This is a genomic window from Rhizobium sp. O111 (genome assembly GCF_055616315.1).
On the sequence record NZ_JBSHXL010000001.1, the window covers coordinates 2,859,317 to 2,882,890 of the forward strand.

Sequence of the window (23,574 nt, forward strand, 5' to 3'; positions counted from 1 at the left end):
GTTACACCTCCGTGGCCGAGAAGCCCGATGTCGCCGACTTCCAGAAATCGGCATCCTCGTAGTCCGTCGGGTCCGCGACGCCGGCCAGATGAAACGCCTCGCGCCGCTCGACGCAGGTGCCGCAGCGCCCGCAATGGCGCGCCCCGCCCTTGTAGCACGACCACGTCTCCGCAAACGGCGTGCCGTGCTTTGCCCCATCGGTCACGATATCGGCCTTGGTGGCATTGACGTAGGGCGCCTGCAGCTTGACGCTGGCATAGCCGTCCAGCGCTGCATCCTGCATAGTTTGAAATGCGTCGATGAAGCCGGGGCGGCAATCCGGATAGATGAAGTGGTCGCCGCCATGCACGGCAACAGCCACGGCATCCGCCTTCTGCGCGGCGGCAAGCCCGAAGGCGATGGCGAGCATGATGGCGTTGCGGTTCGGAACCACGGTCGCCTTCATCGTCTCCTCGGCATAGTGTCCATCAGGCACGTCGATATTGTCGGTTAGTGCCGAGCCGGTGAGATGGCTGCCGATCGGCCTGATGTCGATGATCTGGTGCGGCACGCCGAGCCTGACGGCGCAGGCGGCGGCATAGTCCAGTTCCTTGCGGTGACGCTGGCCGTAATCGAAGGAGAGCAGGCTGATGAGGGTTTGTTCCGCGGCGATCCTGTGCGCAAGCGAAACGGAGTCCAATCCGCCGGAGCAGATGACGATAGTCTTCATGATGTTTGATCCCTTGTTTTGACCGGGTGGGCTGCGACCGGATGCGGGCGTTCTAGGCCAAAGGGATCGCATTGTGAAGAACCAATCGAACCCCCATATTTGATGGGTCCATTTGGTGGGTAACGCGGCACGACTACCTGAGAGCGTGGCTTTTGAAATCGTCTCGGCTAAGGTGCGGCTATTCGATTCGGGTTTTGGGAGGTATTTCATGGTTTTGGGCGGCTTCGACATCGTGGTCATCGCACTGGTGGTCTTCGTCATCCTGGTGCTCTTCGCCGGCATCAAGACGGTCCCGCAGGGTTATCAGTACACGGTCGAGCGCTTCGGCCGCTACACCCGCACGCTGGGCCCCGGCCTCAACATCATCACCCCCTTCATCGAGCGCGTCGGCGCCCGCATGAATGTCATGGAACAGGTGCTCGACGTTCCCACCCAGGAAGTCATCACCCGCGACAACGCCTCCGTCTCGGCCGATGCCGTCGCCTTCTACCAGATCCTCAACGCCGCCCAGGCGGCCTACCAGGTCTCCAACCTCGAAAACGCCATCCTCAACCTGACCATGACCAATATCCGCTCGGTCATGGGCTCGATGGATCTCGACGAACTGCTCTCCAACCGCGACGCCATCAACGACCGCCTGCTGCGCGTCGTCGACGATGCCGTCCAGCCCTGGGGCATCAAGGTCACCCGCGTCGAGATCAAGGACATCCAGCCGCCGCGCGATCTCGTCGACGCCATGGCCCGCCAGATGAAGGCCGAGCGCGAGAAGCGCGCCCAGGTACTGGAGGCCGAAGGCTCCAGGAACGCGCAGATCCTGCGCGCCGAGGGCGCCAAGCAGTCGGCGATCCTGCAGGCCGAGGGCCAGCGCGAATCCGCCTTCCGCAACGCCGAGGCGCGCGAGCGTCTGGCCGAGGCCGAAGCCAAGGCGACCAAGATGGTGTCGGAAGCGATCGCCGCCGGCGACGTGCAGGCGATCAACTACTTCGTGGCGCAGAAATACACCGAGGCTTTGACCGCGATCGGCTCGGCCACCAATTCCAAGGTCGTGCTGATGCCGATCGAGGCCTCGTCGATCATTGGCTCGCTGAGCGGCATCGGCGCCATCGCCAAGGAAGTCTTCGGCGGCGGCGACACTCCGCAGGCAGCCCCTGCCCCGCGCCAGGTCCAGGCCCCGCGCACCACGCCGCAGGTCAACCCGTTCAACCAGAACCCGGAGCGCTGATAGATGCTGGCCGCCATCACATCGGAACTGGGGCCGTGGAGCTGGTGGGTCGTCGGCCTCGTGCTGCTCGCCGCCGAGATGCTGGTGCCCGGCTTCTTCCTCGTCTGGATCGGCCTGGCGGCAATCGCCGTCGGCGCGCTGTCGCTGCTCTTTTGGGATAGCGCCTTCTGGGTCTGGCAGCTGCAGGCGATCCTGTTCGCCGCCTTCGCCGTCGCCGCGACGTTCATCGGCCGCAAGCTGACGCGCGATCACGGCGAGACGGACGAGCCCTTTCTCAACCAACGCGGCGCCAGCCTCGTCGGCCGCACGGCCACGCTCGCCGAGCCGATCACCGAAGGCCGTGGCCGCATCAAGCTGGATGACACGCAATGGAAGGTGAGCGGCCCGGATCTGCCCGTCGGCGCGCGCGTCAAGGTCATATCAAGCAACGGCCGCGACTTAACGGTCGAGGAAGCCTGATCCCGATCAAGCTGGCCTTGATCCCGATCAAGCTGGCTTGATCAGGCCACGCCGATCCTGAGAAGATCGTGGAAATGAATGAGCCCGACCGGCCTGTTGTCGTCGTCGACGACGATGAGCGCGCCGATGCTGTGCTTGTTGAGCAATGCCAGCGCCGCGGTCGCCAAGACATTCGGCTTCACCGTCTTCGGCGCCCGCGTCATGATATCGTCGACAACGAGTTCCGAGAGGTTGCGCGACAGGTTGCGCGCCATGTCGCCCTCGGTGACGATGCCGCAGAGCCGGCCGTCCTCGTCAAGAATGCCGACACAGCCGAAATGCTTGCGCGATAGCGTCGAGATCGCCTCCGGCAGCGGTGTGCCCTTGGCAACCAGCGGCACGCGCTCGCCAGTGTGCATGACGTCGGCGACGTGGCTCAAGGCCGCACCGAGCTTGCCGCCGGGATGAAACACATGGAAATCGCGCGCCGTGAAGCCGCGCGCCTCGAGCAGCGCAATCGCCAGCGCATCGCCCATGGCCAGCTGCATCATCGTCGACGTGGTCGGCGCCAGGCCGTGCGGGCAGGCTTCCTCGACATTCGGCATCAACAGCACGACATCGGACGCCTTGCCGAGTGACGAATCCGGCGAGCAGGTCATGGAAATCAGCGGAATGGAGAAGCGGCGCGTATAGGCGATCACATTGCGCAGTTCCGCGCTCTCGCCGCCCTTCGACAGCGCCAGCACCGCATCCCCCAGCCCCACCATGCCGAGGTCGCCGTGGTTGGCCTCGGCGGCATGCATGAAGAAGGCGGGCGTTCCGGTGGATGCGAGAGTCGCGGCGATCTTGACGCCGATATGGCCGCTCTTGCCGACACCGGTAACGATCACTCGCCCCGAAATCCCGCCGATCGTTTCGACGGCCTGCATGAAAGGCCCGGCGAGATCGCCGTCAAAGGCCTGTTCGAGGGACACCAACGACTGTCGTTCGGTGGCGAGTGTGCGCCTGGCCGAGGCGATCACGCCGTTGTCGATGAGATTTACCGCTCGCTTGATCATCGCCATCCGTTAGCCGCTTTCCAGCGCGGTGTCCACCATAGCGGCGGATTGACCACCGCCTTCGGCCAAATGGCAACGAATGGTTAACCACGAGGCTTTACGTTCGGGTAACCACTTCGAAGCATGCCGAGCGCAACCATATGGGCCATTGGAGACATACGAGCAGTCTGACGCCGCTCCGCGCGGCGGGCGTTGCCGTGTCCGTGGCGCTGGCAGGTCTCGAGCTCGCAGCCCCCACTTCGGCGCTCGCCCAATCAGCGCGCACGGCCGCCTCGTCTTCCCCGCTTGCCCAGTCCGCCTACATCGCCACCCCCGATGCAACAGGCGGTCAACAGGATGACGGCACGGCGATACCCGGCGCCACGGCATCCGCCGACGACCCGGCCAATGCGAACGGCACCAGCGCCAACACCAGCGCGACCGCACGGCAAACCACATCAGGCGACCAGCCGAGCGACGAGACCACCGGCTCCATTCTCGACGAAGACATGATGCGGCTGAATACCCGCGAAGCCCCGCTCGACGAGCGCAGGCCGCGCAAGCCCGACGTCAATCTCTCGACCGAGGAAACCCCTGGCATCCGCGTCGGCACCTTCGTGCTACGCCCGACCGTGACGCAGAGCATCAACACCGAGACGCAGAAGGACGGCGACGTCAAGCAGACGCGCGCCTTCCTCGAAACTGACATGAAGACGACGCTGACGTCGGACTGGGCGCTGCATCAGCTGCTGATCACCAGCGAGGGCGCGTGGCAGAAGAATGTCAGCGGCGAAGGCGAGGAGCAGCCGGACTTCCGGATCAACGGCGATCTGAGGCTCGATCTCCCCGAGGAAACCACGGCCCACATCACCGGCGGCTACCACTTCTACCGCGAAGACACCGACGACCCGAACGCCATCCAGAACGCCGACCAGCAATCCGACGTGCAGGAATTCACCCTAGGCGCCTCGATCGAGCGCGACTTCGGCATCCTGCGCGGCAGCACCGGCATCGATTTCACCCGCACGATCTATTCCGACGCCACGCTGCCCGATGGCACCGTCGTCTCACTCAGCGACCGCGACCAGACATCGGGCACCCTGCGCGGCCGCATCGGCTACGAGCTGTCGCCTGCCCTGATCCCCTTCATCGAAGGCAATGTCGGCAAGACGGTGTATGACCAGACGACCGACGTGGCGGGCTACCAGCGCTCCGGCGACAGCTACGGCGCCAAGGTCGGCGTCGAGGTGGATCTCGGCGAAAAGTTGCGCGGCGAAGTCGGCGTCGGCTATGAGATCGCTAGCTTTGACGACAACCGGCTGTCGGATATCGACGCAACCGTGCTCGATGCCAGCGTCCGCTGGTCGCCTCTGCGCGGCACGGATATCGACTTCGGCCTGCAGACCAGCCTGCAGCCATCCACCACGCCGGGTGTCGCGGGCTATATCTCGCGCGCAATGACGACGACGGTCACGCATCAGCTGCGCGACAATCTGGTTGGAACTTTCCTGGGTGGGATAACCTTGCGCGACTACCCATCGGATAGCGCGATCAGCGACGAGACGGTCTATACGACCAGCGCCGGCCTGACCTGGAACATCAACCGATATCTCGATCTGACGAGCACCATCGGCTACGAACTCACCTCCAGAAAAGTCGGCGCCGACTCGCAGCAATGGCGGGCCGGCGTCGGTCTGAAGCTGAAACGCTGATAGCGATCGGGAAGACCGCGCTGCGGCCTCCCCTTTGATCGCCTGATATCAGAGACCCTTGAGCAGGTCCTTGAAGCCTTCGATCACGGTCGGGCGGATATCCGCACGCTCGAGCGCGAAGGCGACGTTGGCGAGGATGAAGCCATCCTTGGCGCCGCAGTCATAGGTCGTGCCCTTGAAGTGGTAGCCGGCGAAAGCCTGGTCCTTCAGGAGCTTCAGCATGCCGTCGGTGAGCTGGATCTCGTTGCCGGCGCCGCGTTCCTGGGTTTCCAGGATCTTGAACACTTCAGGCTGCAGGATGTAGCGGCCGTTGATGAAGAAGTTCGAGGGCGCGGTGCCCTTGGCGGGCTTTTCGACCATGCCGGTGATGCGGAAGCCGTCACCGATCGCGTCGCCGACGCCGACGATGCCGTACTTGTGGGCCTGATCGGGCGCGCACTCTTCGACGGCGATGATGTTGCCGCCGCTCTGGGCATAAAGGTCGATCATGCCCTTCATGCAGCCCTTGGCTTCGCTCTTCATGATCATGTCGGGAAGCAGCAGCGCGAAAGGCTCGTCGCCGATGATCTCGCGGGCGCACCATACGGCGTGACCGAGGCCGAGCGGCTCCTGCTGACGCGTGAAGCTCACGGTACCAGCCTTGGGAAGCTGGCCTGCGAGCAGTGTGATTTCGGCGTTCTTGCTGCGCTCGCGCAGCGTCTGCTCAAGCTCGAAATGGATGTCGAAATAGTCTTCGATGATGTGCTTGTTACGGCCCGTCACGAAAACGAAATGCTCGATCCCGGCTTCCAGCGCTTCGTCCACCACATACTGAATGATCGGCTTGTCGACGACAGTCAGCATTTCCTTCGGAACGGCCTTCGTGGCCGGAAGGAAGCGCGTGCCGAGACCGGCGACCGGGAATACAGCTTTGCGAACTTTTTTATGCTCTGCCACACAGGCCTCCTGGGATGATTCTAACGCTTGAAATATAACGCGATTTTGATCGGATTAGATGAGATTTGCTACGGTTTTGCAAATAGTGACTGTGTTCGTGCGTCATGGTAAAGAATTTGTTGACTCCGTTCGGGTAGTCTCAGGCCTGAGCGGAATTTTTGCGCTCTGCTGTGCCTGAAACGAAAGGACGGATGACCGCCGATGACTCAAAATCACAAAATCTCCCTTCGTGGTCTTGCATTCGCATTCATCATGACCGCATCCGCCAGTCTGGCGCCTGTTAACGCCATGGCCGACCAGCGGTTCCAGAAGTGGATCGCGGACTTCTATCAAACTGCCGCTCAAAATGGCATCAGCAAGGCAACTTATCGTAAAGCTTTCTCAGGCGTCAGCGACCCTGACCCTACGGTGCTGGAAAAGGCTACTTATCAGCCTGAATTTACGACGAAAATCTGGGATTACGTGGATTCTCGCGTAAATCCTTATACCGTCCAGATCGGCCGCAAGATGATGGCCAAACACGCCTCTACGTTGAATTGGATCGAGCGGAACTTCGGTGTCGACAAGACGATTCTGCTCGCCATCTGGTCGATGGAATCGAATTACGGCGCCGTGCTCGAGAAGGACGACAGGCTGCATTACGTGCCCCGCGCGCTGGCGACACTCGCCTATGCCGACGCCAAGCGCACCAAGTTCGCGCAGAAGCAGCTGATCGCCGCATTGAAGATCCTGCAGAACGGTGACATCTCGCCCGACGGCATGACCGGCTCCTGGGCCGGCGCCATGGGCCACACCCAGTTCATCCCCACCAGCTACCTGCTTTACGCCGTCGACGCCGATGGCAACGGCCATCGCGACATCTGGAACTCGGTTCCCGACGCGCTCGCCACCTCCGCCAATCTCCTGAAGAAGAACGGCTGGGATTTCGGCAAGACCTGGGGCTACGAAGTCCAGGTGCCATCGAGCGCGCTGAAGCACGTCGGCAAGACCATGACGCTGTCGCAGTGGTCGGCCCTTGGCCTGAAGCGGCCGAGCGGCATGGGCTTCAAGGACGGCTCCGGCAAGGCGGTCTTGAAGATGCCTGCCGGCAATGACGGCCCCGGCTTCCTGATGACCAGCAACTTCTACACCATCAAGAAGTACAATGCCTCTGACAGCTACGCCATCGCCGTCGGCCTGCTTGCCGACGAGATCGCCGGCTATGGCGGCATGAAGCAGCGCTGGCCGCGCCCGGATGGCACGCTCGACGTCAAGGAGAAGTTCGAGCTCCAGACTAGGCTCAAGGCGCTCGGCTATTATGACGGCGAAGTCGACGGCAATTTCGGCAGTGGTTCCAAGGCCGCGATCGCCGCCGTCCAGGGCCGCATCGGCATGCAGGCGGATGGCGAACCCTCGCTGCCGCTCCTGAACGCGCTTCGCAAATAGCCGTCACGTCGCGATCAAAAACACGCGCACCGCGCTTTGGGGTGTGGACGCCCGTCCCGCTCCATGAGAAAATAAGCGTCGATGCAGGGCGGCCGATATGCGTAAACGAGTAGATCAGACAACAGCCAACAGTGGCCTTCGCGGCATGCTCCGCTGGGGCGCGTTGGGTACGGCGGTGCTGGTCTTTTCCACTTCTGTCCTGCCGCCCGTGTCGGCCGAAGCACAGGAACAGCGCTATTATCAGCGCCGCTCGCTCATGGATTTCTTCTTGGGCCGCCGCTACATCGACGAGGCCCCGCAGGCGCCCGGCCAATACACGCAGCCGCGCGCCGCCCCCCAGCGCAAGAAGAAGGCGCCACCCAAGGCCGCCGTCTCCACCCCGCGCGCCGCACCCGTGATCGCACCGGAAGAGAAGGTCGTCGAGAAGCTCGACAACGCCCAGAAGATCCTCGTTGTCGGCGACTTCCTGGCCGGCGGCCTCGGCGTCGGCATGGATGCGGCCTTCCAGGATTCGCCGGGCATCCTCATCGAAACCCACAGCAACGTCGCCTCCGGTCTCGTGCGCGACGATTATTACGACTGGCCGACGCAGCTGACGAAATTCATGGACGAGACCAAGCCCGCCATGGTCGTCGTCATGCTCGGCGCCAATGACCGCCAGCAGATGGTGACCGATGTCGGCAAGGAGAAGTTCCGCACCGATGGCTGGTACACCGAGTATCAACGCCGCGTTCTCGCCTTCGGCAAGGCGGTGACGGCTAGAAAGATCCCGCTGCTCTGGGTCGGCCTGCCCGCCTTCGATTCACCCTCGATGATGGCGGATGCGGCGCAGATGAACCAGGTCTACCGCAAGCAGGTGGAATCGATCGGCGGCGAATTCGTCGATATCTGGGATGGCTTCGTCAGCGAGAGCGGCGATTTCATCGTCACCGGCTCCGACATCAACGGCCAACAGGTGCGCCTGCGCACCTCCGACGGCATCAACATGACCGATGCCGGCCGCCGCAAGGTCGCCTTCTACGTCGAAAAGCCCGCCCGCCGCATCCTCGGCACCCAGGCAAGCCCCGATCTCGTGCGCCTCGACAACAGCAGCGCGCCGGCGATCGGCCTGTCGTCGAACCCTGCCGACCACACCGATCCGATCGCGCTCTCCGACCCCAACCTCGACGGCGGCACGGCCCTTCTCGGCGGCGCCGCCATTCCCGTGAGTGCCACGAAATCGCCGCGCGACAAGCTGGTGCAGGATGGCGAGATGGCAAAGCCCCCGGCCGGCCGCGTCGACGACTACAGCCGCCCCGCCGCCAAATCGACGGCCGAGGTCTCGGTCAAGTAGAAGCGGGCGCTCGCACGCACGCCTCCGTCTCTCCGCCCGGCTATCTCAGCTCGGAAAATCCGCACTCAGCGTCACATCCGCCCAGGCGTCGAAATTCGACCGCAGCGCATCCAGCCGCTCGCGCGCGATCTTCAGCGCCGGCGCGCCCAGCAGCAGACGCAACGGCGGCTCCTTCGCCTCGTAGGCGGCAATGACGGCCGCTGCGGCACGCGCCGGATCGCCCGGCTGATTGCCGGAGACCGCACGGGTCGCAGCCCGGCGCTTGCCCGCCGTCTCGGCGTAGTCGTCAATCACGGTCGCCGATTCGATCATCGAGCTCCCGGCCCAGTTGGTGCGAAACGCCCCCGGCTCCAGAATGGTGACCTTGATCCCGAGCGGCGCGACCTCGTGAGAGAGCGATTCCGACAAGCCCTCAACCGCGAACTTGGTGGCGTGATAATAGCCGGTTGCCGCGAAGGCCACGAGGCCGCCGAGCGACGACGTGTTGAACACATGCCCGCGACGCCGCGCGCGCATGCCGGGAAGCACCCGCTTGGTCACCGCGATCAGGCCGAAGACATTGGTCTCGAACTGGTCGCGTATTTCCTGGTCATCGCCCTCCTCGATCGCCGCGAGATAGCCGTAGCCGGCATTGTTGACCAGCACGTCGATGCCGCCGAAATGCTTCTCCGCCGCAGCGACCGCCTCGTCGATCGACGCCTTGGACCGCACATCGAGCGCAAGCGGCAGCACCTGATCGCCGTAGCGCGTGACCAGATCGTCGAGCGCACTAGGCTTGCGCGCGGTGACAGCCGCCCGCCAGCCGCGCGCCAACACGGCTTCGGCGAGCGCGAGGCCGAGGCCAGAGGAAGCACCGGTGATGAACCAGATGGGGGAAGTATCAGTCATGTCGTCTCCTTCCGGGCTTCTGAGCCCATTGTCTCGTCGGCGGCTTAGCGCCGGCGCAGGATCATGCCGCCATGGTGCAGCGTGTCGCGGTCGACGAAATCGCCGTCGGCGGTGAAGCCGGTGTCGTCCCAGTAGTCGATGTGAGCGCCACGCACTTCATAGCGTCCCTGATAGGCGCTCTCGCGGTTGCCGCGCGCCTCGTCGTATCGGCCGGTGGCCAGAAGCTCGTGCCGAACCCGGCCGTCATCGGTGATCCACATGCCGACATAGGGGTGATCGCTCATCATCTCTCTCCTCTTTCCGGCCTAGCGAGGCCGATGCGATTGCAGGCGACGGCTCTTCCGTCTTGCCATGGGATGAGAGATAGGGGCGACATTGGCATCGAACGAGTTGCCAATCCGAGATAGCTTGGTTAGTTATACTAACCAATGAGCGATCAGTTCGAAGGCATCTCCGTTTTCCTTGCCGTCGCGGAAGCGCGCAATTTCCGCGTCGCCGCCGAGCGGCTGGGCGTGACCCGCTCCGCCGTCAGCCAGGCGTTGCAGCGGCTGGAAGACCGGCTTGGTGTTACGCTCGTCCAGCGCACCACCCGCAGCGTGCGGCTGACCGAAGCCGGCGAGTTGTTCCAATCCCTGGTGAAGGAGCCCGCCGGTCGCGTCGCGGAGGCGATCGAAGCCGTACGCGAGGTCCGCGCGCGGCCATCCGGCCTGCTGCGCATCGCGGTGTCGTCCATCGCCGAACGCGTCATCTCCGGCCCGCTGCTGGCAGGCTTCATGGCGAAGTATCCGGAGCTGCGCCTGGATATCACCATCACCGACGGCGAATTCGATATCGTCGAGGCCGGCTTCGATGCGGGGATCCGGCTGGGCGAGGTGATCGAGCAGGACATGGTGGCCGTATCGGTCTCGTCAGCCCAGCGCCAATGCGCCGTCGCGTCGCCCGACTACATCGCGCGACGAGGCGCGCCGCAACACCCCCGCGATCTCGTCGATCATGTCTGCATCGGCTGGCGCCCCAGACCCGACACCGCCCCCTACCGCTGGGAGTTCACCGAGAACGGCCGCGATTTCGATGTCGCGGTCGATCCCGACATGACCACCAACGACATGGGCATGATGCTGCGCATGGCCTCTTCAGGCGCCGGCATCACCTTCGGCATGGTCGAGACTTTCGCGCCCTATATCGCGCGCGGCGAACTCGTGCCGCTTCTCGAAAGCTACTGCCCACCCTTCGACGGCTTCTACATCTACTACCCCCGCCGCCACCGCCAGCCGCAGAAGCTGCGCGTGCTGGTCGATCACCTCTCAAGCAGAGGCTGACTGCGGGCATACCGGGCCGGCGGCACGCCCGCATATCGCGAGAAGGCGACGCTGAACGCGCTCGCCGAGCCGTAACCCACGCGCTCCGCCACCTCATCCATCGCCAACTCACGACCGCGCAGCAGCTGCTTGGCGAGCGCCATGCGCCAGGCCAGCAGATACTCCATCGGCGGCAGGCCGACGACACGGCTGAAACGCGCGAAGAAGGCCGATCGGGAAAGCGACGCCTCGGTTGCGAGATCCGCCACTGTCCACGGATGGGCCGGCCGTTCATGCAGCGCGTGCAGCGCCGCCGCCAGCCGTTCATCCGCCAGACCACGGCTGAGCCCAGGCGCACCTGTCGGCTGCGTGCCGGATCGGAGCGCCTCGATCAGCAACACCTCCAGCAACCGCTCAAGCACCAGCTCCCGCCCCGGCCGCCGCTCGCGTGTCTCCTCGCCGACCAATTGCATCAGCGTCGCCAGACGCGGTTCGCCGCGAACGACAACGACATCGGGCAGCAGCGAAACCAGAAGTGCGGCATCCGGTGAACCGAAGCTGCAATGCCCGATGCGCATGCGCAGATCAGCCGGCCCATCGGGACGACCAACGCGGAAGCGACCATCGCTCATCTGTATCGGAACGGCGGCGGGCAGATCGCGCGGCGCATCGATGCTCTCATTAACGAGATCACGCATCGCCGGCACCAGAACGAAGTCGCCCGCTTCGAGGATGAACGGCGGCTCCTCCCCGAGTGCCACGCGGCAACGCCCCTCGATGACAGCGCAATAGAAGGGCTCGCCCGTGGCCTCGCGTTCAATCCGCCAGAGGCCGGCGCATTCGACCAGCTTCGAAAAACGTGCTGCGGGCTGCAGCAGCGTGACGATTTCGGCAAGGGGATCAACGGCCACAATCAGGACTATCGCTAAAGAAATGGAGACTGCAGCCTATATCAAGTCTCGCATGCGGTCACTACCCTGCAATCATTCCTTTTCGATTGGAGACGCAGATGCCCACGATATTGATCACCGGTTGCTCGTCCGGCTTTGGCCTGGAGACCGCGAAACTCTTTCTAGACCGTGGCTGGGACGTGATCGCGACGATGCGCAAGCCCGACCCCGACCTGCTGCCGGCCTCCGAACGCCTGCGCATCCTGGCGCTCGACCTCACCGACCCGGCAAGCATCGCCGAGGCCGTGGCGGCAGCCGGTCATGTAGACGTACTTGTCAACAACGCCGGCTTCGGCGCCCCTTCCCCCATCGAGCTCACCGCGCCGGAGACCGTTCGCTCGTTGTTCGAGACAAACACGATCGGCACCTTGGCGATGGTCCAGGCCGTCGTGCCGCAGATGCGCCAGCGCCGCGCGGGCGTCGTCATCAACGTCACCTCGACGGTGACGGTGAAGACGCTGCCGGTCATCGGCGTCTATCGCGCCAGCAAGGCCGCCGTGAACGCGCTGACGGAATCCTTGGCGGTCGAGATGGAGCCGTTCGGCGTACGGGTGCATATCGTTCTGCCCGGCCGCTCGCCAACCACGCGCTTCGGCGAAAACGCCCGCCCCCATTTCCGTGGTCTTGATGATGCCGATTACGCGCCGATGCTCCAGCAGTTCATCAAGAACGTGCAGGACGATACCGGCCCGGTGACCCATGCCGCCGACGTGGCCGAGGCCGTTTGGCGGGCTGCGACCGATCCATCCGCGCCACTGCGTATTCCAGGCGGTGCCGATGCGGAACTCTGGATGGCCGAAGCAGGCCTCTAAAAACCGACCTTGCAGCTCGGGGCCGCGCCAGGCAGTCCCGAGCCCAAACCAATCGTGTCGGCTAACTCCGCTGCAGCGCCAGATGCGCGCCGAGGCCGATCAGTATCCCCCCGCCTGCGCGCTGCACCAGCCGCTGCGCCGAGCCCGAGCGCTTCAGCCTCGATACCACGGCGCCCGCCAGCATCACGCAGACGATATCGGCCGACGAGAAGATGAAATTGACGATCGTCCCCAGCAGCACGAATTGCAGCCAGACCGGAAAGCTGGCGGCGGGATCGATGAATTGCGGCAGGAAGGCCAGGAAGAAGATCGCCGTCTTCGGGTTCAACACCTCGATCGAGATGCTCTCGACAAAGGCCCGCCGGCCGGATTTCGGATCGATGGCAGCGAGCGTCGTCTCCCCTTGAGACTTGCTGCGAAACAGCGAGATGCCGAGCCAGACCAGATAGGCCGCGCCCGCGAGCTTGACCGCCATATAGAGCACCGGCACCGCATGAAAGATGATCGACAGGCCGGCGGCAGCCGCGATCACATGCACATAGCAACCGACATGGATCCCGAGCGTCGCCATGAAGCCCGCCCGCCGTCCGCGTGCCAGCGTCTGTGCTGCGGCATAAAGCATGGCCGGCCCGGGAATATAGGCGAAGAGCGCGGTCGTGACGAAGAAGGTGATCAGCAGTTCGGTCGATGGCATCCGGTGTTGTTCCTTGCCGCATAGCCATGCGAAGCGATGGCCCGCGCACCATAGATCGCCGCATCGCGGTTGACCATGGCGCACCGGCACATCCCGACATCAGTTTCAGCGCACCCGCCTACTCGATCACCTCAACCGCCGACAGCACCTCCACACTGGCGGCCGCTCCGCATCCATGCACCTCGATCTTCAGCTTCGCACCCGGACCGATGATCGTCATCAGCTTTGCCTGGATGACCTTGGCATTGCCTGGCGGATCGACGTTGATGTAGCCGGTGCCATGCTTGTCCTTGAATTGGAAGCCCTCGATCGCCTGCCCCGAGGCCTTCAACGTCAGGTCCACGACCTCGCCTGTCGTCGTGGCCACCTGGCAATCGGTCTCCGAACTGAGGCCGGAGAGACGCTCGCACGATGCCGCCGCGGTGACGACGGGCGCGGACGACGATCCGCAGCCGGAAAGCACCCGCCGCACGGCAGCCCCGCTTCCGCGCAGCGAAAACGCATAGGGCAGGCCGACCGGATCGAAAGCCAGCGTCGCCCGGCTCCCCTTCTGAAGGGCATCGGAGAAATCATCGGCAAGTGGCCAGCGATAGAGATCGTGGGCACCGCGCTCCGGCAGATTGAAGGTGAACGTGCGGCCATCGATGATGATATCAAACGGCTCGCCGGTCGCCTTGCCGTGCTCGTAGATGACCATCTCGAAGCTCGGCGCACCCACGGCCGGGCAACTGACCAGCAGGCACATGTTCTCGCTCAGGCACTTCGCCGTCGCCGGATAATCGACGTAGCCGGCACGCTCCCAGGCCCAAGCCGGCGATGCCGCGACGCAGAGGAAAGCCGCGACAATGCTGATGACAGATCGAACAGACATATTCATTGACCCCCGTACAACAAACAGTCCGTCCATACTCGCCGAACTGACGCGCCAGCCGCCAGATAGACTTTCTCGGTAGGGGCAGCATGCGGCACAAAAAGCTCGGGGCCGCGCAAGCGCAGCCCCGAGCCAAAATCAATCCAAACTTCCCGGCTGCTTAGCGCGGCAGAACCGTCGAGCCCATCAGCGCCTCGTCGATGGCGCGCGCCGCCTGGCGTCCCTCGCGGATCGCCCAGACGACCAGCGACTGGCCGCGGCGCACGTCGCCCGCCGTCCAGAACTTGTCGACCGAGGTCTTGTAGTCGCGGTCGTTGGCAACGACGTTCGTCGAGCCGCGGCGGTCGGTGTTGAGCGTCAGCTTGCCGTCGAGTTCCTTGAGCACGCTCGTGGTGAACGGGCCGCTGAAGCCGATGGCGATGAAGGCGAGATCGGCCTTGATGATGAACTCCGTGCCCGCGATCGGCTTGCGGCGCTCGTCGACTTCGCAGCACTTGACGCCGGTCAGAACACCGTCTTCGCCGATGAACTCGAGCGTCGCCACCTGGAATTCGCGGACAGCACCTTCGGCCTGGCTGGAGGAGGTGCGCATCTTGGTGGCCCAGAACGGCCAGACGGCGAGCTTGTCTTCCTTCTCCGGCGGCTGCGGACGGATGTCGAGTTGGGTGACCTTCACGGCACCCTGGCGGAACGCCGTGCCGACGCAGTCCGATGCGGTATCACCACCGCCGACGACGACGACATGCTTGGCGCCGGCGAGGATCGGGTCCGAAGCCCAGCCGACGCTGTCGATGTTTTCACGGCCGACGCGCTTGTTCTGCTGCACGAGATAAGGCATCGCGTCATGAACGCCGGCGAGGTCGAAGCCCGGAATACCGGCTTCGCGCGGCGTTTCCGAACCGCCGCAGTAGAGAACGGCGTCGTGATCGGCGATCAGCTGCTCGACCTTCAGATCGACGCCGACATTGACGCCACAATGGAAGGTCACGCCCTCGCCCGAGATCTGCTCGACGCGGCGATCAATGAAGTTCTTCTCCATCTTGAAGTCGGGAATGCCGTAGCGCAGCAGGCCGCCGGGCTTGGATTCACGCTCATAGACATGCACTTCGTGGCCGGCGCGGCCGAGCTGCTGGGCCGCCGCCATGCCGGCAGGGCCCGAACCGATGATCGCGACCTTCTTGCCGGTGCGAACGGCAGCCGGCTGCGGCCGGATGAAGCCGAGCTCATAGGCCTTGTCGGCGATCGCCTGCTCGACGGTCTTGATGGCGACCGGCGCATCCTCGAGGTTCAGCGTGCAGGCTTCCTCGCAGGGAGCGGGGCAGACGCGGCCGGTGAACTCAGGGAAGTTGTTGGTCGAATGCAGGTTCTGGATCGCTGCTTCCCAGTTGTTGTTGTAGACCAGATCGTTCCAGTCGGGGATCTGGTTGTGCACGGGACAGCCGGTCGGGCCATGGCAATAGGGAATGCCACAGTCCATGCAGCGCGCGGCCTGTTTCTGCACTTCCGGGTCCGACATCGGGATCGTGAATTCGCGGAAATGCCGGATACGGTCCGACGCCGGCTGATACTTCGCCACCTGCCGGTCGATTTCCAGAAACCCTGTTACCTTACCCATGCTGCTGTCTTCCCTTACACTCATGACCGCCTCACCGCAGCCAGTTGTCTGTTTTCAGTCCCGTTAACCGGGGCAAGTTGCTGAACCGTCATTAGAACATATCCCCTTGAGAACCATCCATGAGACTGTGACAGGATTGCTGTCGGCGCAGTCGCCATGGGTCATCGAGATATTTCGGTATCCGCCACGCACGATTGGCACGTGGCGGATATGTCGGTGTTGTTATTCCGCGGCGATCCCCATCCGGCTGCGCTCCATTTCCTCGAGCGCGCGGCGGTATTCGACCGGCATGACCTTGCGGAACTTCGGACGGTATTCCGCCCAGTTGTCCAGGATCTGCTTGGCACGGGTGGATTCAGTGTAGTGCAGATGGTTGGAGATCAACTGGTAGAGGCGTTCCTCGTCGTGGCGGGTCATGTCGCCGGAGACGTCGACGCGGCCCTTGTGCGCGAGATCGCCGCCATGGTGATGCAGCTTCTCCATCAGGTCGTCCTCTTCCGGAACCGGCTCGAGTTCGACCATGGCCATGTTGCAGCGCTTGGCGAAATCGCCGCTCTCGTCGAGAACATAGGCGACGCCACCAGACATGCCGGCCGCGAAGTTGCGGCCCGTCTCGCCGAGCACGACCACCACGCCACCCGTCATGTATTCGCAGCCGTGGTCGCCCACGCCCTCGACGATGGCGATGGCGCCGGAGTTGCGCACCGCGAAGCGCTCGCCCGCGACACCGCGGAAGTAGCACTCGCCCTCGGTCGCACCATAAAGCACGGTGTTGCCGACGATGATCGAGTCTTCGGCGATGATCTTCGAATTCTCCGGCGGGCGAACGATGATCTTGCCGCCCGAAAGGCCCTTGCCGACATAGTCGTTGCCGTCGCCGATCAGCTTGAAGGTCACGCCGCGCGCCAGGAACGCGCCGAACGACTGTCCGGCCGTGCCGCGAAGCGTCACGTTAATCGTGTCTTCCTTCAGGCCGCGGTGGTTGTAGCGCTTGGCCACCTCACCCGACAGCATCGCGCCGGCCGAACGGTCGACGTTCTTGATACCGACTTCGAAGCTGACAGGCGTCTTCGACGCAAGTGCAGGCTCGGCTTCCGCGATCATCTTGCGATCGAGAATGTCGTCGATCGGGTGCTTCTGGCGGGTCGTCCAGTAGGTGGCTTCCTTCGGTGCCTCGACCTTGTGGAAGATGCGGCTGAAGTCGAGACCCTTGGACTTCCAGTGCGCCAGCATCTCGTTCTTCTCGAGCAGTTCCGAAGCGCCGATGATGTCATCGAACTTGGTAAAGCCGAGCGAGGCGAGGATCTCGCGCACTTCGTTGGCGACGAAGAAGAAGTAGTTGATGACGTGCTCCGGCGTGCCCTTGAAGCGCTTGCGCAGGACCGGATCCTGGGTGGCAACGCCGACAGGGCAAGTGTTCAGATGGCACTTGCGCATCATGATGCAGCCGGCGGCGATGACAGGAGCCGTCGCAAAGCCGAACTCGTCGGCGCCGAGAAGCGCACCGATGATGACGTCGCGGCCGGTCTTCAGGCCACCGTCGACCTGCAGCGCGATGCGCGAACGAAGGCCGTTCAAAACCAGCGTCTGCTGCGTTTCGGCAAGGCCGATTTCCCACGGAGAACCGGCATGCTTCAGCGAGGTCAGCGGCGATGCACCGGTGCCGCCGTCGAAGCCGGAGACAGTGATGTGGTCGGCGCGCGCCTTGGCAACGCCGGCGGCAACCGTACCCACCCCGACTTCCGACACGAGCTTGACCGAGACGTCGGACGTCGGGTTGACGTTCTTCAGGTCGTAGATCAGCTGCGCCAGATCTTCGATCGAGTAGATGTCGTGGTGCGGCGGCGGCGAGATCAGGCCGACACCCGGCGTCGAGTGACGGGTCTTGGCGACCGTCGCATCGACCTTGTGGCCAGGCAGCTGGCCGCCTTCGCCGGGCTTGGCGCCCTGCGCGACCTTGATCTGCAGCATGTCGGCGTTGACCAGATATTCCGTCGTCACACCGAAGCGTCCCGATGCGATCTGCTTGATCGCCGAGCGTTCCGGGTTCGCCGAACCATCAGGCAGCGGGAAGTAGCGATCAGACTCTTCGCCGCCCTCGCCAGTGTTGGACTTGCCGCCGATCTTGTTCATCGCGATCGCCAGCGTCGTATGCGCCTCTCTGGAGATCGAGCCGAAGGACATGGCGCCGGTCGAGAAGCGCTTGACGATCTCGACCGCAGGCTCGACTTCATCGAGCGAGACGGGCTTCCGCCCGATCTGTTCAGCGGTCTTGATCTTGAACAGGCCGCGGATGGTGTTCATGCGCAGCGCCGACGTGTTCACCATCTCGGCGAACTCGCGGTAGCGGTCCTCGGAGTTGCCACGAACGGCGTGCTGCAGCGTGGCCACCGCATCCGGCGTCCAGGCATGGCTTTCGCCGCGCATGCGGTAGGCATATTCGCCGCCGATATCGAGCGTGGTCGCGAGCAACGGATCCTTGCCGAAGGCCGAGGTGTGACGGGCAACGGTCTCTTCCGAAATCGCTTTCAGATCGACGCCTTCGATCATCGTCGCGGTGCCGAAGAAATACTTGTCGACCAGTTCCTGCTGCAGGCCGATCGCATCGAAGATCTGGCCGCCGCAATAGGACTGATAGGTCGAGATGCCCATCTTCGACATGACCTTGAGGATGCCCTTACCGACCGCCTTGATGTAGCGATAGACGACCTCAGACGCGTCCACTTCCTTCGGGAACTCTCCCTTGGCATGCATGTCCAGCAGCGTGTCGAAGGCCAGGTACGGGTTGATCGCTTCCGCGCCGTAACCGGCGAGAAGACAGAAGTGGTGCACTTCGCGCGGCTCGCCTGTCTCGACGACGAGGCCGACGGAGGTTCTGAGACCCTTGCGGATCAGGTGATGGTGCACGGCGGCCGTTGCGAGCAGCGCCGGGATCGCGATGCGATCCGGGCCGATCTGGCGGTCGGAGAGCACGATGATGTTGTAGCCGCCCTTGACGGCCGCTTCCGCGCGCTCGCAGAGGCGGTCGAGCATTTCGGGCATGCCTTCGGCGCCACGCTCCACGTCATAGGTGAAGTCGAGCGTCTTGGTGTCGAAACGGTCTTCCGTGTGGCCGATCGAGCGGATCTTTTCGAGATCGCCATTGGTAAGGATCGGCTGACGCACTTCCAGGCGCTTGGCGTTGGCCGCACCCTCGTGGTCGAGAATGTTCGGGCGCGGGCCGATGAAGGACACCAGGCTCATGACCAGCTCTTCGCGGATCGGATCGATCGGCGGGTTGGTGACCTGCGCGAAGTTCTGCTTGAAGTAGGTGTAGAGCAGCTTCGACTTTTCCGACATGGCCGAGATCGGCGTATCGGTGCCCATCGAGCCCACGGCTTCCTGCCCCGTCGTCGCCATCGGCGACATCAGGATCTTGGTGTCTTCGGTGGTGTAGCCAAAGGCCTGCTGGCGGTTGAGCAGCGACACGTCGCGGCGCAGCGCGCGCGGCTCCACCGGCTTCAGATCTTCGAGGATCAGCTGCGTGCGGTCGAGCCAGCTGCGATACGGATGCTTGGTCGCGAGCTCGGTCTTCAGCTCCTCGTCGGAGACGATCTTGCCCTTCTCCATGTCGATCAAGAGCATCTTGCCCGGCTGCAGGCGCCACTTCTTGACGATATCCTCTTCAGCCACCGGCAGCGTGCCGGCTTCCGATGCGAGGATGACGCGGTCGTCTGATGTGACGAGATAGCGGGCCGGACGCAGGCCGTTGCGGTCGAGCGTCGCGCCGATCTGCTTGCCGTCGGTGAACGCGACAGCGGCCGGGCCGTCCCACGGCTCCATCAGGGCCGCGTGATATTCGTAGAACGCCTTGCGCTCCTTCGACATCGACTGGTTGCCGGCCCAGGCTTCCGGGATCAGCATCATCACGGCATGCGCCATGGAGTAGCCGCCGCGCACGAGGAACTCGAGCGCGTTGTCGAAACAGGCCGTATCCGACTGACCTTCATAGGAGATCGGCCAGAGCTTGGAGATATCCTCGCCGAAGAGCGGCGAAGACACCGACGCCTGACGCGCCGCCATCCAGTTGACGTTGGAGCGCAGCGTGTTGATTTCGCCGTTGTGGGCGACCATGCGGTAAGGGTGTGCCAGCTTCCAGGAGGGGAAGGTGTTGGTCGAGAAGCGCTGGTGCACGAGCGTGACAGCGGACTCAAAACGCGGGTCCGACAGGTCCGTGTAGTAGGCGCCGACCTGGTAGGCCAGGAACATGCCCTTGTAGACGATCGTCGAGGACGACAGCGACACCGGATAGAAGTGGCTCTCCTCGCCGTCGAACTCGTCATAGATACGGTTGGAGATCACCTTGCGCAGCGTGAACAGGCGGCGTTCGAATTCATCGGTGGTCGCGGCGCTATCGCCGGCCCCGATGAAGATCTGACAGTGATGCGGTTCGGTCGCGGCGATATCCGGCGCCTTCGACAGCGACGAGTTGTCGACAGGCACGTCACGGAAGCCGATGAGAACCTGGCCCTCTTCGGAGATGACGTCCTGCATCACCTTCTTGAAATGCGCGATCTGCTTTTCGTCGCGCGGCATGAAGATATGGCCGACGCCATATTCGCCAGCCTTCGGCAGGGTGATGCCCTGCTTGGCCATTTCCTCGCGGAAGAAGCGATCGGGAATCTGCACGAGAATACCAGCACCGTCACCCATCAGCGGGTCGGCGCCGACAGCACCGCGGTGCGTCAGGTTCTCGAGAATGAAGAGACCGTCCTTGACGATCTGGTGCGACTTCTGACCCTTCATGTGGGCGACGAAGCCGACGCCGCAGGCGTCATGTTCGTTGCGTGGGTCATAGAGGCCCTGCTTGCCCGGGAGACCGTTGGCGAACTTACGCGTATCGGCCACCGCGCGCATGTCTGCTGCTGCGAACTGGTCGATGTCAGTGGATGGCGTGTTCTTCGTCATCGTCTTGCCTCCTGTCAGAGCCCGCGATCGTGCGGGCGGCTCTTCGTCGCACACCGTCCCTGATCTTAGGTTCGGCGCATGACAGCGCTGTTGCATTATCGAAGATCCGGTCGCCGGCGGCAGGCTTTCTCTGGGAAGGCAGAGCCTTTCCCGACAAAGCAACCGTTGCGCTCCGCGCCTGCCATAGGTCCGTGCGGGAACTTTGTCCGCGCTCCAAGAACTATAGCGTGAAACCCCACGAGTGTAAGGTCCCTCAGCGCCTCTTCGGCCTTGACGGCCAAAATAGGACAGCAACCCTGTCCTAATCCATCGGTTCTATGCCAGAAACGTGGCGGCTCCGCAAGAGCCAGAAATTAAAAAAACGTCAATTGGCGCATCAAGATTACCAAATCAATCAAGTTGGCGACATAAAATTACGCCATCTCGCATTATATTGTTTCTTGATTGCGGAATTCAATTTTTGTGATGGGTTGCGCCCCAATCGCTTGATCCGGTGAAGCTTTGGATTAAGCTCGCATCAGAACCCGCCCCCACCTCCATTTTTCCCAGGCATTTTCCATGATCTTCGCTTCCGACAACTGGGCTGGCGCCCATCGTTCCATTGCCGAGCGCCTGCTGCAGGAATCCGCCGGCTTCGCCGCCGCTTACGGCACAAGCGATCTCGACCGCCGCGTCGAGGCCCGCTTCGCCGAAATCTTCGAGCGCGAGGTCTCCGTCTTCTTCGTGGCGACAGGCACGGCCGCCAACTCGCTGTCGCTCGCCAGCGTCCAGCGCCCCGGCGGCATCACTTTCTGTCACGCCGAAGCCCATGTGATCGCCGATGAATGCGGCGCGCCCGATTTCTTCAGCCAGGCACGGCTGTCGCCCGTCGATGGCGAATTGGGCAAGATCGATCCGGAAAAGCTCTCCAAGGCGATTGCCGGCTTCCCCGAAAACGCCGTGCATCATGGCCGCGCGACGGCGGTCACCATCACCCAGGCAACCGAGATCGGCACCGTCTACTCGCTTGACGAGATCGACGCCATCTCAGCGATCTGCAAGGAACGCAAGCTGCCGCTCCACATGGATGGCGCCCGCTTCGCCAATGCGCTGGTGGCGCTTGGTGCAAGCCCCGCCGAGATGACCTGGAAGCGCGGCGTCGACATCCTCTCCTTTGGCGGCACCAAGAACGGCTGCTGGTGCGCCGAGGCGATCGTCGTCTTCGATCCTGAAAAGGCGAAAGAGATGCCATTCATCCGCAAGCGCGCCGCCCAGCTCTTCTCCAAGTCGCGCTTCATCGCCGCCCAGTTCGACGCCTACCTCGACAACGACCTGTGGCTTGATCTCGCCGGCCACGCCAACGGCATGGCTGACCGCCTGCGCGCGGGCATCGGCGCCAGCAACTCGGCCCGCCTTGCCTGGTCGACGACATCGAACGAGGTCTTCGCCATTATAAAGAAGAGCGCCGGAAAGACAGCCGAAGACAAGGGCGCGAAATTCTACGAATGGCCGATCCCCTCAGCCACGCCCGATCTCGTCGGCGCAGACGAGATCCTGATCCGCCTCGTCACCAGCTTCGCGACAGAGGAAAAGGACGTCGACGGCTTCCTGAGCTGCCTCGCATCCTGAGCTGATCTCAAGCCCATAAACGCCGATCGGCCCGGTGATCGAAATCACCGGGCCGATCCTCATGGCGCCGCACCCAGCCATGCGGCGCGCACTCCTTACTTACATGTTGCTCATTTCGCCCGCGCTCATCGGCATCATGTTCACGTTCATGTGGTACATGACCCAGATCGTGCCGACGATCGTGATGACCACGATGATGGCCGTGAAGATGAAGGCGAGCAGCGTCCAGCCGTCTTCCGCGCGGCTGTCGACATGCAGGAAGCAGACGACGTGGACGATGATCTGCGCGATGGCCAGCGCGAAGATGATCACGGTGGTCGCCGTGGCATTTTCCAGCGCCCCGGACATGACCAGCCAGAACGGAATGACCGTCAGGATGATCGACAGGATCGAGCCGGTCCAGATGCTGCCCTTGCTGCCGTGAGCGGGTTCGGTGTGATGATGTGTGCTCAACGAAGTGCTCCAAACAGGTAGACGACGGTGAAGACGCCGATCCAGATGATGTCGAGGAAGTGCCAGAACATCGACAGGCACATCAGGCGACGCTTGTTGTCCTCATTCAGTCCGCGCTGGGCGATCTGCACGAGAAGCGTGACCAGCCAGATCAGGCCGAACAAGACGTGCAGGCCGTGCGTACCGACAAGCGTGAAGAAGGCCGACAGGAAGGCGCTACGCTGCGGCGTGGCACCTTCTGATATCAGCGAGGAGAACTCGTAGAGTTCCACGCAGAGGAACGCCGCGCCGAGCAGGCCGGTGACGGCAAGCAGCCGCCACATCTGTGCGGTGCGACCTGCAGCCATCGCCTGCATGCCGATCGAAAGGACGATCGACGATGCGAGCAGGAAGCCGGTGTTCAGCGCCACCAGCGGCAGCTCGAACAGGTGCTGCGGCGGAGGCCCACCCGCATAATTGCGGCTGAGCGTTCCATAGACGGCGAACAGCGAGGCGAAGATCAGCGCATCGCTCATCAGGTAGATCCAGAAACCGAGCATCGTGGCGCCGCCACTGTGATAATGCTCCTCGGCTTCGGGCTGGTGGTAGACGCGCTGGGCGTCCTTATTGACGAGTTGAATGGTCAT

Annotated in this window: 19 protein-coding genes and 1 pseudogene; 8 read left to right on the forward strand and 12 right to left on the reverse strand. The window is 63.3% G+C overall.

Features of this window, described 5'->3' with window-relative positions:
* Position 1: 1 nt before the first annotated feature.
* Complete coding sequence (gene queC / locus ACVTFQ_RS14440; protein ID WP_111563378.1) at positions 2–709, reverse strand: 7-cyano-7-deazaguanine synthase QueC; 708 nt, start codon at positions 707–709, stop codon at positions 2–4.
* Between the two features lie 208 nt (positions 710–917).
* Here queC and ACVTFQ_RS14445 point away from each other — a divergent pair, with 208 nt between their 5' ends.
* On the forward strand, positions 918–1,931 hold the full coding sequence (locus ACVTFQ_RS14445) for an SPFH domain-containing protein (protein ID WP_111563379.1): 1,014 nt from the start codon (positions 918–920) through the stop codon (positions 1,929–1,931).
* Between the two features lie 3 nt (positions 1,932–1,934).
* Positions 1,935–2,390: an NfeD family protein gene (locus ACVTFQ_RS14450; protein ID WP_047509498.1), complete on the forward strand. Its 456-nt coding sequence runs from the start codon at positions 1,935–1,937 to the stop codon at positions 2,388–2,390.
* A gap of 41 nt (positions 2,391–2,431) precedes the next feature.
* Here the strand turns inward: ACVTFQ_RS14450 and ACVTFQ_RS14455 are convergent, their stop codons facing one another.
* On the reverse strand, positions 2,432–3,427 hold the full coding sequence (locus tag ACVTFQ_RS14455; protein ID WP_111563448.1) for a KpsF/GutQ family sugar-phosphate isomerase: 996 nt from the start codon (positions 3,425–3,427) through the stop codon (positions 2,432–2,434).
* 140 nt (positions 3,428–3,567) lie between these two features.
* Here ACVTFQ_RS14455 and ACVTFQ_RS14460 point away from each other — a divergent pair, with 140 nt between their 5' ends.
* Positions 3,568–5,118, forward strand: coding sequence for an outer membrane beta-barrel protein (locus ACVTFQ_RS14460; RefSeq protein WP_112950013.1), 1,551 nt, complete (start codon positions 3,568–3,570; stop codon positions 5,116–5,118).
* 48 nt (positions 5,119–5,166) lie between these two features.
* On the opposite strand, the gene galU is transcribed toward ACVTFQ_RS14460, so the two are convergent.
* Positions 5,167–6,054: a UTP--glucose-1-phosphate uridylyltransferase GalU gene (gene galU / locus ACVTFQ_RS14465; RefSeq protein ID WP_018899750.1), complete on the reverse strand. Its 888-nt coding sequence runs from the start codon at positions 6,052–6,054 to the stop codon at positions 5,167–5,169.
* Positions 6,055–6,255: 201 nt separating this feature from the next.
* On the opposite strand from galU, the gene ACVTFQ_RS14470 reads away from it, so the two are divergent.
* Both ACVTFQ_RS14470 and ACVTFQ_RS14475 read left to right on the forward strand, forming a co-directional pair.
* On the forward strand, positions 6,256–7,479 hold the full coding sequence (locus ACVTFQ_RS14470) for a lytic murein transglycosylase (RefSeq protein WP_111563381.1): 1,224 nt from the start codon (positions 6,256–6,258) through the stop codon (positions 7,477–7,479).
* Positions 7,480–7,576: 97 nt separating this feature from the next.
* Entirely contained in the window at positions 7,577–8,812 is a 1,236-nt protein-coding gene (locus ACVTFQ_RS14475) for a DUF459 domain-containing protein (RefSeq protein WP_111563382.1), read from the forward strand.
* Positions 8,813–8,857: 45 nt separating this feature from the next.
* Here the strand turns inward: ACVTFQ_RS14475 and ACVTFQ_RS14480 are convergent, their stop codons facing one another.
* Both ACVTFQ_RS14480 and ACVTFQ_RS14485 read right to left on the reverse strand, forming a co-directional pair.
* On the reverse strand, positions 8,858–9,700 hold the full coding sequence (locus ACVTFQ_RS14480) for an oxidoreductase (protein ID WP_111563383.1): 843 nt from the start codon (positions 9,698–9,700) through the stop codon (positions 8,858–8,860).
* 44 nt (positions 9,701–9,744) lie between these two features.
* Positions 9,745–9,984: pseudogene (locus ACVTFQ_RS14485) on the reverse strand (Atu4866 domain-containing protein); the annotation flags it as partial.
* A 144-nt stretch (positions 9,985–10,128) separates the two neighbouring features.
* Between ACVTFQ_RS14485 and ACVTFQ_RS14490 the strand changes: the two are divergent.
* Entirely contained in the window at positions 10,129–11,019 is an 891-nt protein-coding gene (locus ACVTFQ_RS14490; RefSeq protein ID WP_111563385.1) for a LysR family transcriptional regulator, read from the forward strand.
* Here the strand turns inward: ACVTFQ_RS14490 and ACVTFQ_RS14495 are convergent.
* Positions 10,998–11,909 (reverse strand): AraC family transcriptional regulator, encoded by a 912-nt coding sequence (locus tag ACVTFQ_RS14495; RefSeq protein ID WP_111563386.1) that lies wholly within the window; start codon positions 11,907–11,909, stop codon positions 10,998–11,000. The genes ACVTFQ_RS14490 and ACVTFQ_RS14495 overlap by 22 nt on opposite strands.
* Before the next feature lie 98 nt (positions 11,910–12,007).
* Here ACVTFQ_RS14495 and ACVTFQ_RS14500 point away from each other — a divergent pair, with 98 nt between their 5' ends.
* Positions 12,008–12,760, forward strand: coding sequence for an SDR family oxidoreductase (locus ACVTFQ_RS14500; protein ID WP_111563387.1), 753 nt, complete (start codon positions 12,008–12,010; stop codon positions 12,758–12,760).
* Positions 12,761–12,821: 61 nt separating this feature from the next.
* On the opposite strand, the gene ACVTFQ_RS14505 is transcribed toward ACVTFQ_RS14500, so the two are convergent.
* The 4 genes from ACVTFQ_RS14505 to gltB all read right to left on the reverse strand — a co-directional run bounded on the left by ACVTFQ_RS14505 (position 12,822) and on the right by gltB (position 20,887).
* A complete protein-coding gene (locus ACVTFQ_RS14505; RefSeq protein ID WP_111563388.1) occupies positions 12,822–13,454 on the reverse strand; it encodes a LysE family translocator in 633 nt (210 codons plus the stop codon).
* Between the two features lie 118 nt (positions 13,455–13,572).
* A complete protein-coding gene (locus tag ACVTFQ_RS14510; RefSeq protein WP_146618501.1) occupies positions 13,573–14,325 on the reverse strand; it encodes a hypothetical protein in 753 nt (250 codons plus the stop codon).
* 160 nt (positions 14,326–14,485) lie between these two features.
* Complete coding sequence (locus tag ACVTFQ_RS14515) at positions 14,486–15,940, reverse strand: glutamate synthase subunit beta (protein WP_037182865.1); 1,455 nt, start codon at positions 15,938–15,940, stop codon at positions 14,486–14,488.
* 222 nt (positions 15,941–16,162) lie between these two features.
* On the reverse strand, positions 16,163–20,887 hold the full coding sequence (gene gltB / locus ACVTFQ_RS14520; protein WP_112436081.1) for a glutamate synthase large subunit: 4,725 nt from the start codon (positions 20,885–20,887) through the stop codon (positions 16,163–16,165).
* Positions 20,888–21,445: 558 nt separating this feature from the next.
* Between gltB and ACVTFQ_RS14525 the strand changes: the two genes are divergently transcribed.
* Positions 21,446–22,495, forward strand: coding sequence for a threonine aldolase family protein (locus ACVTFQ_RS14525; RefSeq protein WP_111563391.1), 1,050 nt, complete (start codon positions 21,446–21,448; stop codon positions 22,493–22,495).
* Between the two features lie 99 nt (positions 22,496–22,594).
* Here ACVTFQ_RS14525 and cyoD read toward each other — a convergent pair whose 3' ends face one another.
* Both cyoD and cyoC read right to left on the reverse strand, forming a co-directional pair.
* The gene (cyoD, locus tag ACVTFQ_RS14530) at positions 22,595–22,948 is read right to left on the reverse strand and encodes a cytochrome o ubiquinol oxidase subunit IV (RefSeq protein ID WP_111563392.1); all 354 of its coding nucleotides are present in this window, start codon (positions 22,946–22,948) and stop codon (positions 22,595–22,597) included.
* The gene (gene cyoC / locus ACVTFQ_RS14535; protein ID WP_111563393.1) at positions 22,945–23,574 is read right to left on the reverse strand and encodes a cytochrome o ubiquinol oxidase subunit III; all 630 of its coding nucleotides are present in this window, start codon (positions 23,572–23,574) and stop codon (positions 22,945–22,947) included. The genes cyoD and cyoC overlap by 4 nt, the downstream gene beginning before the upstream one ends.